This is a genomic window from Methanococcoides sp. AM1 (assembly GCF_900774055.1).
Taxonomy (GTDB): Archaea; Halobacteriota; Methanosarcinia; order Methanosarcinales; family Methanosarcinaceae; genus Methanococcoides.
In genome coordinates, this window is record NZ_CAAGSW010000001.1 from 236,296 (window position 1) to 253,471 (window position 17,176).

Sequence of the window (17,176 nt, forward strand, 5' to 3'; positions counted from 1 at the left end):
GACAGGATCCATACTGTTATTTTGACTTTTATCCCACTTATGTTTCATTTTTCTTTTGTTTCACTTTTCCTTTCTGCTTCCCGGCCATAAATGGCGGTGCAAGGTCATGCAAGTCCTCAGGAGAATACCTGATGGCAAGAACACGCACGATCCCCAGGACCAGTATAAGCGCTGCAAGGGCAAAGATGAAGCCGGACTCGAATTCCTTTGCGTACATTCCCATAGCGATCTCACGCATCACGATCAGGATGGTGGCGTCAGTAACGTATGTCAGTTTGATGCGCTCATGTTCGTGGTAATCTACAAAGGTGTTGAACAGGTCGATCAGTATGAAGATCGTGAGCACGCTGGAGACCATGTGGTTAAAGCCGACATCCAGTGATGTGAAAACAGTGAATCGCAGGTCCAGAAGGGTTTTAGCCATTCCTACAACCAATGTCAGAAGAAGGATGTATAGGACAAGGGTCGTTATTGAATCGATTATTTTCCTGAATACTTTTGTATTGTCTATCATAGTGTTGCCTGGAGGAGGAGTCATTGAACATGAACCTCAGGCGTTGAACAGACAAACGTACATATAGAGCTTGTCTGGATAGAATATAGATGTCTGGATAGAATATAGATGTGTGCAATGAATATATAGAATACATATATATCCTGAATGCTTGCTTTAAAAGATCACTTGCTGATCAGTTATTAGTAAAACATAGGATAATGAGATAGTATTTAGCTATCATCAAACTCATGCCAGGAAAAATAGGACATGGCTAATACAACACAATTCATACCGGAAAAATATGAAAAAATGTTCGCAAAACCATTCCATACTATCAGAATTTCCAGAAAGAAACCATCGATCTGCTAAAGACGGCAAAGCCTGACTGCAATCACTGGCTTGACACTGGTTGCGGGACCGGGTCATTGGCTGAACTTGCAATCGACACATTTGAGAATTGTACATTTCACCTGAACGACCCTTCCGAACACATGATAAGGTATGTGAAGAACAGACTGGAAGGCAACCATGCCGAAAGAGTCTCTTTTCACAACTTCACTACCCTGGACCTGCCCGTGTCTGAAATCCCTGAATGTGATGTCATCACAGCGATCCAGTCACATCACTACATGAACAGGGAAGAAAGAGCTGCTGCAACAACAAAATGCTTCGGGATGCTAAAAGAAGGGGGCATCTACGTAACCTTCGAGAACATAATGCCGGGATCAGAAAAAGCAACCAATCTCGCCCTCGACAGATGGAGGAGATTCCAGCTGGACAATAAAAAAGAGGAAATGGTTGTTGAAGAGCATCTGAAAAGGTTCAACACAGCATATTTCCCGATCACGATAAAAGAGCATCTTGAGATGTTAAGGGAAACAGGCTTCAGCACATGCGAACTGTTCTGGACCTCCTACATGCAGGCCGGATTCTATGCTATCAAATGATCACTGCTGCCTGCAATGATCATCGCCAAATTGCCTTTAACTAAAATACCCTTATAAAATTATCAAACCTCGTTGAACTCATCAGGATATTCAACAACACCTCTTACATCATCCAGTGCACCATCGACCAGCTCCATTGCCATGAATGCCTCGTCCGGTACATCTTCAAAAGGAGCACGTATGCCCCACTGCGATGCAGGTCTGAAACCAAAGCGTGGATAATATTCGGCATGACCCAGAACAATGACCGACCTGTGTCCGAGGTTCTCAGCTACAGTAAGTCCTTCCTTTACAAGCGCACTGCCAATACCCTGCTTCTGGAACTTCGGAAGAACGGACATTGGTGCCAGTGAAAGGGAGTCAAATTCCTTGCCATCATCAACAACTTTGATCGGGAAGAACAGGATATGACCTACGACCTTGCCATCTACCTCGGCAACCAGTGAAAGCTCAGGAACAAAATCGGAATGCATCCTCAGGTTTACAACAAGCCTGCCCTCGTTCTCCTGACCAAAAGCATGATCGTTCACCTCTGTGATCGCTATATAGTCTGTATCTTCTTCTTTTCTGATCAGCATAATATGATCCCCAAAAAAAGATAGATTACCTGAAATAAATAGTTTACTTGTAAGAGTGAGAACAGCCATTGATATATGCCACATTAGCCCTGTTCCTTGTCAGGTCCGTGACCTTTGAGATGAGATCGTCCTCAGTGCCTTTTCTCACTTCAACAGATAGCTCCACGATATCGGTGTAGTTCTCATCCACAATGTTGCCGCATTCTTCGATGAGCTTCTTCACAGTCTGGATATCGGAATAGGTGACCTTCAACTTCAGGGCCACCATCTCATGCACTTCAATGATGCCGGCTTCTTCGATAGCAGCTACCGCTGCCTCCCTGTAGGCTCTGGAAAGACCTCCGAATCCCAGTTTTATGCCACCGAAATAACGGGTCACCACAACTGCCACATTGCTCAGCTCTTTAAGCTCCAGCACCCTGAAGACCGGCTTCCCGGAACTGCCTGCAGGCTCGCCGTCATCGTCATATTTTGCCACAAGAGTGCTTCCGTTCTTGATCAGGTAAGCAGAAACATTGTGGTTGGCATCAGTATATCGCTCCTTAACGGCAAGCACAAAAGCCTTCGCATCTGCTTCATTCATTATGGGAGATGCGTGGCCTATAAAGACCGAGTTCCTGAACTCCTTCTGGGAAACACCATCAGACCTGACCGTTCGATACAAAGGATCACCAGCACAACGATTGAATATTAATAACGGTAAACATCTATCATTAGACCTGTAGAAGAAATTCGATACAATACCGTGCAAGCTCAAGAGATAGCTGATGATACATAAAATAGAGGGATGAGATGTTATACCGCAAATTTGGAAGAACAGGAGAGGACGTTTCAGTACTTGGTTTTGGGTGTATGAGGTTCCCTGTTATCGATGGAAAAGACGACCAGATCGATGAAGAGCAAGCAACCAGGATGATAGAATACGCCATCGAACAGGGTGTGAACTATTTTGACACAGCTTATCCATATCACGAAGGAAAAAGCGAACCATTCGTGGGCAAAGTGCTGAGCAGCGGTTATCGTGAAAAGGTCTACCTTGCAACAAAACTGCCGCTATGGCTGGTGGAAACAAGAGAGGATATGGACCGCTATCTTGACGCTCAGCTTCGCAGGCTTCAGACAGACTACATTGATTTCTACCTCATGCACGGATTTACCAGAGGCCACTGGGAAAAGATGAAAGAACTGGGCATGTTCGACTTTATTGAAAGTGCAATATCCGCCGGTAAAATAAAGTATATAGGATTCTCCTTCCATGACGATCTTGGGGTATTCAAAGAGATTGTGGACGGCTATGACTGGGACTTTTGCATGATACAGTACAACTTCATGGATGAGAACTACCAGGCAGGAAAGGAAGGTCTGCACTACGCTGCCGATAAAGGTCTTGGTGTTGCTATCATGGAACCACTGCGTGGCGGAAGTCTTGTGCAAATGCCAGATGAAGCACAGCAGATATGGAACAGTGCAGATGTTAAACGCACACCTGCAAACTGGTGTCTTCAATATCTCTGGGACCAGCCACAGATAAGCATCGTCCTGAGCGGGATGAGCAATTTCGAACAGCTGGAGCAAAATATCGCCTATGCAGAAGAAGGAATTGCAGGATCGCTTTCTGAGAAAGAGCATGAGCTTATCGGGAAAGTTAAGGACGTATATCTTGAAAAGATCGAAGTGAATTGTACCGACTGCAAATATTGCCTGCCGTGTCCTTCCGGAGTGAACATCCCGGCTGCGTTTACCTATCTGAACAGTGCTTCCATGTACGGGAATCTTGAAAAAGCACGTCTGCACTACGATCTGTTCGTACCTGCGGAAGAAAGGGCATCCGGATGTGTTGAATGCGGACTTTGTGAACAGAAATGTCCACAGCACATTTCGATACAAAAAATGTTGAAACACGTTTCAAAGATTCTTGAGAACTGAAGAAGTAACATACACTCAAAAAAATTCATATAGAATTAAGTAATCATAATGATAATCATAATTTATTTTTTTTTAGAAGGCAGTCCTAAATGACAAGTCATATAGAGAGCGTCACTATGCATGATGCATTGAATGCGGAAGAAAATAAATGCGACTTCCCCATCGAGATCATCAGCGACATATCCTATATCTTAGATTCGGAAGGTGTTATAGATTATATCAGTCCCCAGATAAGCAAATACGGACTGGATCCGGAAAGGATGTATGGCACTCCTTTTTTGAACTATATCAATTCATCCGACCGTGAGACTCTGGCATCCGGATTCCAGAAAAGGATGACGGAAAACACATCTATTGACACATTATTAAGGGTTTTTGACCAGGATGGGAAAGAACACTGGCTTAAGAACCATGCCGAATTCCAGAGAGGAAGAAATGGGAAACCATTCCGGATCATCGGCATCATGAAAGATGTTACTGACCACATCGCAATGCAAAAAGAGCTGCAGATATATCGTGATAGATTTGATGATAAACTCAAAGATCAAAATGCTGATCTGATAAGATCCAATGAAAACCTTAAACAGGAAATTGATGACCTGAAAGAAGGAGAAGAGAGAATTGTCAGCCTGAGCCAGTTCCAGCAAACCGTTATTGAGAACGCGGATATATGGCTTGATGTGCTTAACAGGGATGTAGAGGTAGTAATATGGAACAATGCTGCAGAAACGATCAGTGGTTACAAAAGGGACGAGGTTGTCGGCAGCACGAAGATCTGGGACCAGCTGTACCCGGATAAAGAATATCGCAATGAGGTCTTTTCAACAATTTCCAGGATCATAGAAGAAGGATTGGAGATATCCAACCTGGAAACTACTATCACAAGAAAAAATGGGGAAAAGCGTGTAGTCTCATGGAACTATAAGAAACTCCTGAACTCAAAAGGAGAGAACATCGGAACGATTGGCATCGGTAATGACATCACAATAAGAAAAGAAGCAGAGGAGATGCGAATAAAGAATTTCCATTTCATGCAGGAACTCATTGATGCCATACCTGCACCTATTTGTTACAAAGATAAAGAAGGGATATATCTTGGATGCAACAAGGCATTTGAGAACTTTTCCGGTATCGAAAAAGAACAGATAATTGGAAAAATTACCTCAGAACTACAGATTGATATCCAGATCGCTGAATCAGATTGTACGGACATGGAACTGATCGAGACCGGAGGATCAAGGACCTATGAAAAAGAAGTGATCTACGCCAGCGATAAGAAAAAGCACAATGTTATGGTCAATAAATCTGTTTTTACTGACATAAAAGGAGATGTCCTCGGAGTTATCGGCGTAATTATTGATATCACGGACCGCGTCAGGTCTGAGATGATCCTGAAAGAGTATGCTGAACAACTTGAGCGTTCCAATGAACTTAAAGATATATTCACGGACATCATGCGTCATGATCTGCTCAACCATGCAAATGTGGTCAACGGATTTGCATACATGCTCCTGCAAATTGAAAAGGATGAGAACAAGATAAAGAATCTGGAGAACATCGAGGACAGTAACCGTAAACTTATGGAACTCATCGAATCTGCGGCATCTTTTGCAAAGTTTGAAACGATCGATGAGATCAATTTCGAGCCAATAGAACTTGCAGGAATGTTAAAAGGTGCTATAAAGCATTTCCAGTACCATGCCAACCAGAAGAACATCGTTATCGATTTTCCGGTACACGGAGAATACAATGCGTTAGCCAATCCTATGATAGAAGAAGTGTTCGCAAATCTGATATCAAATGCTATCAAGTATGGGCCTGATAACTCAAAAGTTATTGTAGATATCATCAATGAAGATCGGAATTGGAAAGTCACAGTTACCGATTTTGGAGATGGGATCCCGGATGATGAAAAATCACTGATATTTGACCGTTTCAAACGTGTGGACAAAAAGGGAGTGAAAGGAACCGGGCTCGGACTTGCCATTGTTAAAAGGATAGTTGACCTGCATGAAGGAGATCTCAGCGTGGAAGACAATATCGTAGCTAATGGGACTGTGTTCGGAGTAACTTTCAGAAAAGCATGAAATATCCTTAATGATCAAATTGATCAAAAATAGATTTACGATAACAGACCCGGCAGTAATTATCATACAGTTTTGATTCTCAACTTTATAGGTCACAGATTGTACATTAGCAGAAATTCTCTGCAATTATTATTGGGCCGACACGTATTGCTTTTTCAGACCAGACAAATATAGTTATATACTTCATCAGAGCATAATAATATTCTGTTTTGTTTTTCATTGCTCAGGGGGGTAAGCTATCAAGACAGATACCATAGACTATGTTTCCATAGAAGATCTGGTGAACAAAGGGAAGGAAAAATATCAATACCTGATCGAGAACACCAATGATATAGTTTACATCACAAATGCAGAAGGTATCATTCTTTACATCAGTCCCCAGATCAAACGATATGGATTGGATCCTGAAGAGATGGAAAACAGCCCTTTTGCAGATTATATCTATCCAGAAGATTGTGAAAAGTTAACCTCAGATTTCCAAAAAGCAATGATGGAAAAAAATGCCCCAACCAGCATCTTCAGATTATCTGACAGTGAGGGGAATGTACACTGGATCGAGAACTACCCACACTTCCAGAGCGATAAAGATGGCAACTCCAGGGGATTGATCGGCGTACTTCGAGATGTGACCAGACAAAAGCTTGTAGAAGATGAGCTCAAACAGTATCGTGATCATCTCGAAGAGCTCGTAGAAATAAGAACATCTGAACTGAAAAAAGCCAATGAACAGCTCAAAATGGAGATAGTTGAAAGAAAACGTGCTGAAGAGAATTTAAAAGAAAAAGAACAGCACATAACCACTCTTTTTGATGTTGCTCCGATAGGGATCGGACTTTCATGTGACAGGAAGATACTGTATGCCAATGAAGAGGCTTACAACATACTTGGATACTCAAAAGAAGATATCCTCGAAAAGGACACGCGCATGTTCTACCCATCTGATGAACATTACAGGCTCGTCGGGGAAGAAGTGGAGGCTGTTATAAAGGAAAAACGCACGAGAACTACACAAACCCAATTCATGCATAAAGATGGAAGGATCATTGATATTTCCATGAAACTTGCACTTCTGGATCCTGAAGATAATCCCAGGAGGATAATATACACATTGCAAGACATTACGGAAATAAAAAATTACGAGAAAGCTATCAAGGAAAAGGAAGCAAAGATCAGAAGTGTATTCCTTGCAACACCGACAGGAATTGGAGTGGTTTGGGACAGGGTTTTCAGAGATGTTAATGACAATATGTGTGAACTGGTGGGATATTCAAGAGAGGAAATTGTGGGAGTTAATACAAGATTTCTTTATCCTGATGATGAAGAATACAACAGGATCGGCAATATATTGAAAGGGTTTGGCAAAGATAAAGCTCCGATCCAGACACAGGGTAAATGGATACGAAAAGATGGGAAAAAAATTGATGTTGCCTTCACTTTTGCCCTTATAGATCCAAAGGACCCTCCGGCAGGAATTACTTTTACAGTAGAAGATATCACTGAAAAATTACTGGCTGATGAAAAGATATGCAACCTGACACAGTTCCAGCAGACTGTTATTGAAAATGCAGATATCTGGCTCAACGTTCTTAACGAAAATGCAGAAGTTGTTATATGGAACAAGGCTGCAGAAAAGATAAGTGGATACTCCAGAAAAGAGATTATTGGTACTACTAAGGTATGGGACCTGGTATATCCGGAAAAAGAATATCGGGATGAGATATTTGCAGAGGCCAAAGCCATTTTAGAAGAAGGTAAGCGAGTAGCAGGGTTTGAGACCACCATCACAAGAAAAGATGGAGAGGAGCGCATAATATCATGGAACTCGAGAAACATTGTTAATGAAAATAGAAAATTCATAGGGTCGATAGCTATTGGAAATGATGTTACGCAACTCAAAGAGGCTGAAAAGGTCCAGAGAACATATTTCCATTTCCTGCAGGAACTTATAGATGCTATCCCCTTACCTGTGTTCTACAAGAATAAAGATGGGATATATCTTGGATGCAACAAAGCATTTGAGGATTTTATAGGAATTAAAAAAGAAGAGCTTGTAGGAAAAACTGTTTTTGAATTGTGTCCTGATGATCTTGCACCAAAATATTATGAAAAGGACAACGAACTTTTTGAAAAGGGTGGAATACAGATCTATGAGTCATGGTGCGAATCAGTAGATAGTTCAAGACGTAGAGTGATGTTCAACAAATCCTTATTTACGGACCTCAATGGAGAAATTGCCGGGCTTGTCGGAGCAATTATTGATGTGACAGAGATAAAGGAAACTGAGGAAATGCTCAGGAAATATGCAAAACAACTTGAGAACTCAAATGAATTTAAAGATATTTTCACAGACATCCTCAGCCATGATCTTCTGAACCATGCAACTATCATAGATGGATATACTAATCTTTTGCTTATCGAAGAAGATGATGAAAATAAGTTACAGAAACTTGACAGAATTGATAACACAAATCAAAAGCTCATCGAAATTATAGAATGTGTGGCAGCTTTTGCCAAATTGGAATCAACGGATGAGATCGATTTTGAACCTGTGGATATTACAAAGATCCTGAATGATTGCAGACTTCATTTTGAATACCAGGCAGCCCAGAAAGAAATGAAGATCATACTTGGAACAAAAGGCAGGTATGATGCACTTGTAAACCCGATGATAGAAGAAGTTTTTGCAAATCTTATATCAAACGCTGTAAAATACAGTCCTGAAAATGAAAATATCAAAATTGACGTGAAAGACCAGAAGGAATACTGGAAGGTCACAGTCGCGGATTCAGGAAAAGGAATTGCTGATAAGGACAAAGACCTGATATTCGACCGTTTCAAGCGAGCAGCAGGAAATTACAAAATAAAAGGAAGTGGGATTGGGCTTGCAATTGTCAAGAGGATAGTTGAACTCCATGGAGGAGAAGTTGGAGTAGAGGACAATCCGGAAGGGGCTGGCAGCGTATTCTGGGTAACATTAAAAAAAGCGTAAATCATAATTAATACGGAGTACTATTTATTGAGAACGGAGGGAATTAAAGTGGAAGATTTTACAAAAGAAGAACTTGCAAAATACAACGGTAAGGATGGAGCAAAGTGCTACATGGCTTATCAGGGAAAAGTCTACGACGTAACTGAAAGTATGCTATGGGATGATGGAGATCACCAGGGAATGCATGAAGGCGGTATAGACCTTACCGATGAGATGGACGACTCCCCTCATGATGATGACGTCATGGAAGAGATCCCTGTTGTTGGAACATTGATAGATTAAAGATCTTTTTTGAGGGATGGATGATCCCTTTTAAGGACATGACTGAAATGCCCACACGTATTTTTTTACACTTTTTTCAAATATATTGCCTAATCGTCCATCGTGCATACCATAACAAACCCAAAGCGGTAATTTATGCCTATTTAATGGAAAAATATATAAGCAGATTCTCCGACTTGAACTCATGAACAAGTATGTCGTGAAATGTCCTGAGTGTAAAGAAGTGCAGGATCCGTATGCATTACATTGTCCAAATGACGATGCATTGCTGCGCACAGAGTATTCTAAGAAACAGATCGAACCGGCAGACATGCCCGGGATCTGGAGATATTACGACTGGCTCCCGGTAAACGGCATAATCGAGGAAGGTTCCGGCAGACCTGTGACATACAGAAGTGAGGAGTTTGCAAAAGAGCTCGGACTTAGCGACCTGAACATCACTTTCAATGGCTATTGGCCTGAAAAAGAAGCTTTCATTAGAACATGCAGCTTCAAGGACCTCGAGTCCTTCCCCACAATGCAGCGCTTAATTGAGAATAATGAAGAACGTATAATGGTAGTCGCATCTGCCGGCAATACCGCCAGGGCATTTGCACATGTGGCATCCATAACAGGGCAGAAATTACTGCTGATAGTACCAAAGAACAGCACACATCGACTCTGGACAACGGATGAGAACTCGTCCTCCATCTGTACGGTGACCGTGGATGGGGACTATTACCAGGCTATTGCAATGGCAGAAAAGATAGCAGCAAGAGATGATTTTGTAAGCGAAGGTGGTGCTCGAAACGTTGCCAGAAGGGATGGGATGGGGACCGTGATGCTGGATGCAGTACTTACTACCAAAAGCCTACCACACCACTATTTCCAAGCAGTTGGAAGCGGAACAGGCGGGATCTCAGCCTGGGAAGCATCGATCAGGCTCCTTGAAGACGGTCGTTTTGGCAACAACATGCCAAGGCTTCATCTTGCGCAGAACCTGCCATGTGCACCACTCTACTCATTATGGACAGGCATTGAACTTACAGGCCGCTGTCCTGAAGAAATGCATGATGATGTACTCTACAACAGGAAGCCGCCATATTCAGCGATCGGCGGTGTGAAAGATGCACTGGATGATACGAACGGAATGATCTACGGGATAAGTAACAAGGAAGCTGAATCTGCGCAGAACCTCTTCGAGGAAAGTGAAGGTATCGACATACTGCCGGCACCCGGTGTTGCCTGTGCTGCACTGATCAAGGCTGTGGATTCTGGCGAGATCAAAACTGATGATCAGATCGTACTGAACATAACCGGAGGGGGACAAAAACGACTGGAAGAAGAATTCCCGACACAACAACTGGAGATCGGTCTTACTGTATCCCCCACAGACCCGGATGCGGAGAGAAAGATACTGGAAAAGGTATCCGAACTTTTCGGGAAAGGAGGTTACTGATATGAGCAATTCTATCAAGCTGACGATCATCGGAGGCGTTAACAAGGATGGTACAAAGGAACTGGTGGAAAGAGTTGAACTAAATCCGGGAGATATCCTCGGAATAGTCGGCCCCACGGGTTCCGGAAAAAGTACACTCATCGATGATATCGAACAACTTGCACAGGGTGATACGCCAACCAGACGCAGGATACTTATCAATGATGAAGAACCGGACACAAAAATGAGGGTTGATCCTCGCCTGAAACTTATAGCACAGCTTTCACAGAACATGCATTTCCTTGCTGACATGAGCGTTTCTGAATTCCTGCAGATGCATGCCAGAAGCCGTGGAAAAGACCCTGAGCTTATGCACAAGGTCATCGAGCTGGCAAACATACTTACAGGAGAACCCATCCACGAAGAGGACCAGCTTACCGTCCTGAGTGGTGGACAGTCACGTTCCCTCATGACCGCTGACATAGCAGTGATCAGTGATTCACCCATCGTGCTTATCGATGAGATCGAGAACGCAGGGATTAAAAAACAGGAAGCATTGGACCTTCTTGCAGGTGAAGGGAAGATAGTAGTGGTAGTCACACACGACCCTGTACTGGCACTTATGGCATCCCGCAGGATAGTCATAAAGAACGGAGGGATGACCGATATAATCACAACGAGCGCTGAAGAGAAGAATGTCGGAGATCGTGTCTCAGAAGTTGATAACTGGTTGATGGACCTTCGCGAGATCATTAGGCGAGGGGAGATCGTGGAAGGTGTCGTATGAAATTAGTAGTTGTTGCAGGAACCCCGGGATCCGGAAAAACGTCTGTATTATTGCATACCATACAGGCCCTGAAAAGGCGTGGCAACAAGCCTGCAGTCGTCAAGGTCGACTGCCTCTGGACAGATGATGACAAGAGATTTGGAAGGCTTGACGTGCCAATTCGAGTAGGTCTTGCAAGGGATATGTGCCCTGATCATTTTACAATCTATAATACAGAGCCCATGCTGCAATGGGCAGAAGAGGAAGGTGCAAACGTCCTGCTCAATGAGACCGCAGGACTATGCTTAAGGTGTGCACCATATCCGGATTCATGTCTGGCGGTCTGTGTCATCGATGTGACCACCGGTCCGAACACACCACTGAAAGTCGGACCACTGCTAACAACAGCCGATATCGTGGTCATGACAAAGGGCGACATCGTCTCACAGGCAGAACGTGAGGTATTCAGGGAAAGGGTACTGGAAGTCAACCCTGAATGTATGGTTGTAGAAGCTAACGGGCTTAGTGGAAAAGGCGCCATCGAACTTGCAGAGCTAATAGAAGATTCTGTTGAAGCAGGAAAAGATATGGAACTCAGGTATAACCCCCCACTTGCGATCTGTACCCTTTGCAGCGGTGAAAAACGTGTTGAGCGCAAGTACCACATGGGAGTTCTCCGACACCTTGATGGATTCATGGAATATAAGGGAGAGTGAACAATGGAAGAGATCGTTGAGCTGCTTCCCGGATATAATTGCGGCAAATGCGGATACAAGCAATGTCGTGATCTTGCAGATAACATGAGAAAAGCTGAGGACATCGGCCTCTGCCCATTCATGGGAAAGCAACAGTTTGCTAAGAACAGGAAGAAGCTGAAGGAACTGTTAAAGGACAGGTCTGACGGAACCAATATTATTGGTGTGATCGACGGCCTCGAGGCAGATTTTACCCTTGCACCACTGTCCGGTGAACCAACTTGCCGGGAGGATATTCATCCTATCGACGGCACCGAGCTCAAAGCAGGCGATCTTGTAAGGTACAGACCGCTTGGTTGCCCTATAACCCATTTTGCAAAGGTCATTGAAGCATCCCGAGGAATGAACACCATCCACATGGTAGGACCACTCCAGCGTCTTGGAAATGAAGATGTTGAATTTATCGATGCAGGGATATGCCTGATATTCGCTTTTGATGGAAAGGTCGAAAAAGGACGCATCCCGAGAGTAGGTGAGACTGTGAAGTTCATCCCCACGCATTGCATGATGCAGAAAGTTCATTCAGGTATCATAGTGGGAGTGGAAGAAAGGAATGTAAGGATCGAAGCCATCGACCTGAAAGTGTGGTGAGAACATGGACCCAAGCATATCGGTATTCAATGGAATGAGAATGATAGGCATCGACCTTGTTGTCAGTGTACCCTGTATCAACCTGAAGGATATACTTCCAATGATAGACAGCGACCCAAACATGATCCATGTGCCTGTGACCCGTGAAGAAGAAGGTGTAGGCATCTGTGCCGGCGCTTACATGGGAGGAAAGGTTCCGGCAATGCTCATGCAGAACTCAGGACTTGGAAACTCCATCAACGCACTTGCATCCCTGAACAAGCTGTTTCACATCCCCCTGCTCCTTATCATGAGCCACAGGGGTGTAGAAGGTGAAACTATCTGTGCCCAGGTACCTATGGGTCAGCTTACTCCATCTTTACTTGATGCACTTGACATACCATATGTAGTGCCTAGCATAGACAATGTGGAAGAAACAATACTTCATGCATGGAAGATCGCATCTGAAAAAGGAAGGCCTGTTGCAGTCCTTCTGGAGATCGGATTCTGGGAGGCAGAATGAAACGCTTCGACGCGATCTCAATGATAGCCAAAAAGGCAGAAGAGAAAGATTCACTCATAGTATGTAACATCGGATATCCCTCAAGGGAACTGCATCACCTGAATGACAGGGCGGGGAACTTCTACATGCTTGGCTCCATGGGCCTTTCATCCTCCATTGGACTCGGACTTTCCCTTTCGGTTCCGGAGAGACATGTTATCGCAATAGACGGAGATGGCTCTGTCTTAATGAACATGGGCACTTTTGCAACCATTGCACACCAGAGACCTGACAACTACCTGCTTGTTGTGATAGACAACGGCACTTATGGTTCGACCGGGGACCAGCCTACGGCCACATCCCTTGGAACTGACCTTGGTGCTATTGCAAAAGGAGCAGGGATACAGGAAGTTCATATAGTCGATAATGAAGATGATCTGGAAAATATGCTCAAAAAAGTTGACAGGGGAGTTCTGGTTGTACGTGTGGATGCCGGAAATGCAACCGTGCCTGTGATCTGCCTGTCCCCTGAAGAGATAATCGAGCGCTTCATGACTGAATGTGCCCGACCATCTGAGTAAGTCTGAAAGAACCTTCCAGGATCTTTTCTTTTAATTTTTCTGAAAGCTCCAATGCTCTCTTTTTGTCAGACTGGCGCAAGACAATCGGAACGTTCGCCGAATGCTCACCTAGCTCGAAATTGATGGAACCCATCTTACCGGTGAATACATCCCCCACACACAAAGTTGTGCACAGGCCACAGTTAAAGCATGCATACCGATCAAGCCTAACCTCGTCCTCATCAAAGCTTATGGCGGCCATAGGACAATTCTCCTGAGGTTCGCATAAAGCACAATTGATACATTCTTCCGGATCGAACGTTACTTCCAGATCCACATCCTCCCACACATCGCCATAGGTGGAATAACCCACACATGCCCTTTTGTCCACAGCCATTACTGACATCTTGATCTGCCTGTCACGCTCTGCTATTGCATCCACTACTGAAGGATCGGTCACAGCTATGGGTACAGCCCATGAAACAATGCATTCCGGACCAACTGACGTGAAAAAACCACCCATGTATTCAGGGTCCATATCGTGCATATCCGCAAAAGCCGCAAGATTTGGTTTTTCTTTAGCACTACGGGTACCGGCACCCAGTATGAACCCTTCTGAGCCGTTCATAAGGATGCGTGTTCCAATACCAATGGACCGAAGAAGCGGGTCGTTCTTTACAGGATTGATCTGCCCACATCCGGAGATCGTGGCCTCTGTGAGCCTTGGTCCGAAGTCGATCGCATGGAATATGGAAGATACGGTATCATCAGAGGTGTTAACAAAAGCTGAATAGTTCTTGAAAGCATGCCGGGTACCATACATCATGGCATATGGCATATCGTCAAGTGTAACTTGTGTCGTGAAGGTTACATCACCATCAGTGACTACCTTCACATCAACCGGATTGCCTGCTGCAAGATCACGGAAAAGATGTCCGGCACCATAGTGGTGATCATCCAAACTGTGATCGGTACCAAAGAGCATCAGATCAAGGATACCAAGCCTTTCATTGGGACAGGGACCTACATGAGCAGGAACCCCGTTCATATAGACTTCCTTCGCACGCAGGAAACTGCAGGGCGCGTCCACAGGAAATGAAAGGATCGCATAGGTCCCACTCATGATCGCACGTGTCGCTGCTGTCACAACATCCACGTTTTCGATATTTTCCCCGCGATCTGCAAGTTCACATACCTCCTGTGCAGTAAGCACAATAGCTTCACCTTTTCCGATGCTTTCATTTATACTTTCAATGCTACGCTCCATAGTAACCCTCCAGATTACTTATTCCACATCCCCGCCCGCAAATAGCGGATCTGCTTTTGAGATCATTTCAGGCGTACCCATCAGTACGACCACGTCACCTGAGATCAGGGAAATATTAGCATCCGGACTTGCAAGAATTTCTGAGTTCCGTCGGATCGCAAGTATCGTTACGCCATATTTCTTTCTCAGGCCAAGCTGAGTTAGTGTTTTTCCAACCACATATGAAGATGCCTTTACCCTTACATTCGTAATGTTCATTTCCGGAATATCAACTTCCATGTCATAGATGTTCATCGTACCTGACAACGTCCTGAACATCTCATAACCGTCTGATCGTATCTCTGAAACCAATTTATCGATCTCATCCTTTGGAATAAGATATCTCTTCATCAATCTTACAAAAATCTCGATGGATGTCTCAAACTCCTCCGGAATGACCTCATTTGCACCCAGTGAATACAAAGGTTCCATTTCCTGCAGATACTGCGTACGCGTAATAATGTGCAGATTGGGATTTAATTTCCGGGAAAGTGCAACCGTTCTTCGGGTTCCCGCCGGATCGGATATACATACCACAAGTACCCTTGCATTCTTGATGTCCGCATGCTCCAGTACACCTTTCTGGGAAGAATCACCATAATATACCAATTCACCTTTTAGCTGTTCCTTTCTCACGGTTTCCGGATTGGTGTCGAGAACTATATAAGGAATTCCTGCCACTGTTGCTGCCTTTGCAACGGTCCTGCCATTGAACCCAAATCCTGCAATGATCAGATGATCTTCAAGATGGGTCTTTTTGCTCAGAACATCCTCCATCGCCCCGGGGTGAAAACCACATTTGAGCTTTGATGGCAGAGGTAGGTTCACTACCCTGTCCGCGACCCTGGGTGAAAGTGACATGACAGATGAAGTTACTGCCATTGTAAGGATAGAAACCACAAGGAACAGCTGGTACACATTCTGATCAAGAATACCATATTCCAAACCGAATCTGGACAGAACGAATGAGAACTCACCAACCTGTGCAAGTGCAAGTCCGCCCAGAATTGCTGTACGCATAGGAAATCCAAGTAAGTAGGATGCAAAGCCAGCTATGACTGATTTTAACAGCAGTACCCCGGCAGCCACAAGTATGAACAATACCGGAGCCTCAAAGAAGTGACCGATGTCAAGCAGCATCCCTATGGAAATAAAGAAGAAGCTCATGAAAATATCACGGAAAGGAATGAGATTACTAAGTGCCTGATGGCTGTACTCGGATTCAGAAATGATCAAACCTGCAAGAAAAGCACCTAATGCCAGGGACAGGCCCATGCTGGATGTCAGCCATGCGACTGAAAGGCATACGACAATGATGCTCAGGAAGAAAAGCTCTGAATCGCGGGTCTTTGTGATCTGATAGAGAACGGTTGGAACGATCCACTTCGCACTGGCCATGACCAGAACGACCAGGCCTATACCTTTTGCAATTATGGGAAGAAGTGCTGCATCTCCGGCAGAACCCACCCCTGCTAAGAACGGAGTCACCAGAATCATTGGAACCACAATAACATCCTGATAAAGCAGGATTGCAAGAGACAAACGTCCATGAGGAGCATGCAACTCGCCCCGCTTCTGCAAAAGCTTGAGCACGATAGCCGTACTACTAAGAGAGAACAAAAAACCAATAAAAACAGATTCCGCAAAACCGGCCCCTATCCACGAAGATATGAAATATACAACTGCTATTGTAAGCAGCACCTGAATGGAGCCACCGATCAGAACAGCCCGCTTTATGCTCCAGAGATCCTTTAAAGATAGCTCAACACCGATGGTAAAAAGCAACAGTACGATACCGATCTCGGCAAGTACTTCTACTTCTTCAATGGCATCTATGAGACCATAGCCATGAGGACCTAATAGCATACCCGTGAAAAGAAATCCGACAATTATGGGTATATGAAGACGGTGACAGAAATAAAGGATCGCAATGGAAAGACCGAAAATGATTGTAAGATTATTTATTATGAAAGATTCCATTAAGCCTTCCCCCGA

At 44.2% G+C, this 17,176-nt stretch carries 16 protein-coding genes; 11 read left to right on the forward strand and 5 right to left on the reverse strand.

The features are described from left to right. Positions 1-37: 37 nt before the first annotated feature. A complete protein-coding gene (locus E7X57_RS01190; protein ID WP_244603557.1) occupies positions 38-538 on the reverse strand; it encodes a phosphate-starvation-inducible PsiE family protein in 501 nt (166 codons plus the stop codon). A 320-nt stretch (positions 539-858) separates the two neighbouring features. On the opposite strand from E7X57_RS01190, the gene E7X57_RS01195 reads away from it, so the two are divergent. After that, entirely contained in the window at positions 859-1,443 is a 585-nt protein-coding gene (locus E7X57_RS01195) for a class I SAM-dependent methyltransferase (RefSeq protein ID WP_244603570.1), read from the forward strand. Positions 1,444-1,505: 62 nt separating this feature from the next. Here E7X57_RS01195 and E7X57_RS01200 read toward each other — a convergent pair whose 3' ends face one another. Next, positions 1,506-2,021, reverse strand: a complete 516-nt coding sequence (locus tag E7X57_RS01200; RefSeq protein WP_135609700.1) for a GNAT family N-acetyltransferase — start codon at positions 2,019-2,021, stop codon at positions 1,506-1,508. A 43-nt stretch (positions 2,022-2,064) separates the two neighbouring features. Then, a complete protein-coding gene (locus E7X57_RS01205) occupies positions 2,065-2,685 on the reverse strand; it encodes a YigZ family protein (RefSeq protein WP_135609702.1) in 621 nt (206 codons plus the stop codon). 128 nt (positions 2,686-2,813) lie between these two features. Between E7X57_RS01205 and E7X57_RS01210 the strand changes: the two genes are divergently transcribed. From E7X57_RS01210 to comE, 10 genes are all read left to right on the forward strand, one after another. Then, entirely contained in the window at positions 2,814-3,947 is a 1,134-nt protein-coding gene (locus E7X57_RS01210) for an aldo/keto reductase (RefSeq protein ID WP_135609704.1), read from the forward strand. Between the two features lie 89 nt (positions 3,948-4,036). After that, complete coding sequence (locus E7X57_RS01215; protein WP_135609706.1) at positions 4,037-6,034, forward strand: PAS domain-containing sensor histidine kinase; 1,998 nt, start codon at positions 4,037-4,039, stop codon at positions 6,032-6,034. Between the two features lie 280 nt (positions 6,035-6,314). Then, entirely contained in the window at positions 6,315-9,023 is a 2,709-nt protein-coding gene (locus E7X57_RS01220; protein WP_135609708.1) for a PAS domain-containing sensor histidine kinase, read from the forward strand. 48 nt (positions 9,024-9,071) lie between these two features. Then, entirely contained in the window at positions 9,072-9,305 is a 234-nt protein-coding gene (locus tag E7X57_RS01225; protein ID WP_135609710.1) for a cytochrome b5 domain-containing protein, read from the forward strand. A 184-nt stretch (positions 9,306-9,489) separates the two neighbouring features. Then, the gene (locus tag E7X57_RS01230) at positions 9,490-10,743 is read left to right on the forward strand and encodes a cysteate synthase (RefSeq protein ID WP_135609712.1); all 1,254 of its coding nucleotides are present in this window, start codon (positions 9,490-9,492) and stop codon (positions 10,741-10,743) included. Between the two features lies 1 nt (position 10,744). After that, a complete protein-coding gene (locus E7X57_RS01235; protein WP_135609714.1) occupies positions 10,745-11,509 on the forward strand; it encodes an ATP-binding cassette domain-containing protein in 765 nt (254 codons plus the stop codon). After that, complete coding sequence (locus tag E7X57_RS01240) at positions 11,506-12,204, forward strand: GTP-binding protein (RefSeq protein ID WP_135609716.1); 699 nt, start codon at positions 11,506-11,508, stop codon at positions 12,202-12,204. The genes E7X57_RS01235 and E7X57_RS01240 overlap by 4 nt, the downstream gene beginning before the upstream one ends. 3 nt (positions 12,205-12,207) lie before the next feature. Continuing rightward, the gene (locus E7X57_RS01245) at positions 12,208-12,834 is read left to right on the forward strand and encodes a (Fe-S)-binding protein (protein ID WP_135609718.1); all 627 of its coding nucleotides are present in this window, start codon (positions 12,208-12,210) and stop codon (positions 12,832-12,834) included. A 4-nt stretch (positions 12,835-12,838) separates the two neighbouring features. Next, positions 12,839-13,336 carry a sulfopyruvate decarboxylase subunit alpha gene (comD, locus tag E7X57_RS01250; protein WP_135609720.1) on the forward strand — a complete coding sequence of 166 codons (498 nt, stop codon included), beginning with the start codon at positions 12,839-12,841 and terminating at the stop codon, positions 13,334-13,336. Further along, positions 13,333-13,896 carry a sulfopyruvate decarboxylase subunit beta gene (gene comE / locus E7X57_RS01255; RefSeq protein ID WP_135609722.1) on the forward strand — a complete coding sequence of 188 codons (564 nt, stop codon included), beginning with the start codon at positions 13,333-13,335 and terminating at the stop codon, positions 13,894-13,896. The genes comD and comE overlap by 4 nt, the downstream gene beginning before the upstream one ends. On the opposite strand, the gene E7X57_RS01260 is transcribed toward comE, so the two are convergent. Together E7X57_RS01260 and E7X57_RS01265 are read right to left on the reverse strand one after the other, a co-directional pair. Continuing rightward, positions 13,865-15,142, reverse strand: coding sequence for a methanogenesis marker 16 metalloprotein (locus E7X57_RS01260; protein WP_135609724.1), 1,278 nt, complete (start codon positions 15,140-15,142; stop codon positions 13,865-13,867). The two genes, comE and E7X57_RS01260, sit on opposite strands and share 32 nt — an antisense overlap. An 18-nt stretch (positions 15,143-15,160) precedes the next feature. Continuing rightward, positions 15,161-17,161, reverse strand: coding sequence for a cation:proton antiporter (locus E7X57_RS01265; RefSeq protein WP_135609726.1), 2,001 nt, complete (start codon positions 17,159-17,161; stop codon positions 15,161-15,163). Positions 17,162-17,176: the final 15 nt, after the last annotated feature.

Coding starts and splice junctions, on each gene's coding strand:
- E7X57_RS01190 (WP_244603557.1), bottom strand. CDS start 538: ATGACTCCTCCTCCAGGCAACACTATGATAGACAATACAAAAGTATTC.
- E7X57_RS01200 (WP_135609700.1), bottom strand. CDS start 2,021: ATGCTGATCAGAAAAGAAGAAGATACAGACTATATAGCGATCACAGAG.
- E7X57_RS01210 (WP_135609704.1), top strand. CDS start 2,814: ATGTTATACCGCAAATTTGGAAGAACAGGAGAGGACGTTTCAGTACTT.
- E7X57_RS01215 (WP_135609706.1), top strand. CDS start 4,037: ATGACAAGTCATATAGAGAGCGTCACTATGCATGATGCATTGAATGCG.
- E7X57_RS01230 (WP_135609712.1), top strand. CDS start 9,490: ATGAACAAGTATGTCGTGAAATGTCCTGAGTGTAAAGAAGTGCAGGAT.
- E7X57_RS01235 (WP_135609714.1), top strand. CDS start 10,745: ATGAGCAATTCTATCAAGCTGACGATCATCGGAGGCGTTAACAAGGAT.
- E7X57_RS01240 (WP_135609716.1), top strand. CDS start 11,506: ATGAAATTAGTAGTTGTTGCAGGAACCCCGGGATCCGGAAAAACGTCT.
- E7X57_RS01245 (WP_135609718.1), top strand. CDS start 12,208: ATGGAAGAGATCGTTGAGCTGCTTCCCGGATATAATTGCGGCAAATGC.
- comD (WP_135609720.1), top strand. CDS start 12,839: ATGGACCCAAGCATATCGGTATTCAATGGAATGAGAATGATAGGCATC.
- comE (WP_135609722.1), top strand. CDS start 13,333: ATGAAACGCTTCGACGCGATCTCAATGATAGCCAAAAAGGCAGAAGAG.
- E7X57_RS01260 (WP_135609724.1), bottom strand. CDS start 15,142: ATGGAGCGTAGCATTGAAAGTATAAATGAAAGCATCGGAAAAGGTGAA.
- E7X57_RS01265 (WP_135609726.1), bottom strand. CDS start 17,161: ATGGAATCTTTCATAATAAATAATCTTACAATCATTTTCGGTCTTTCC.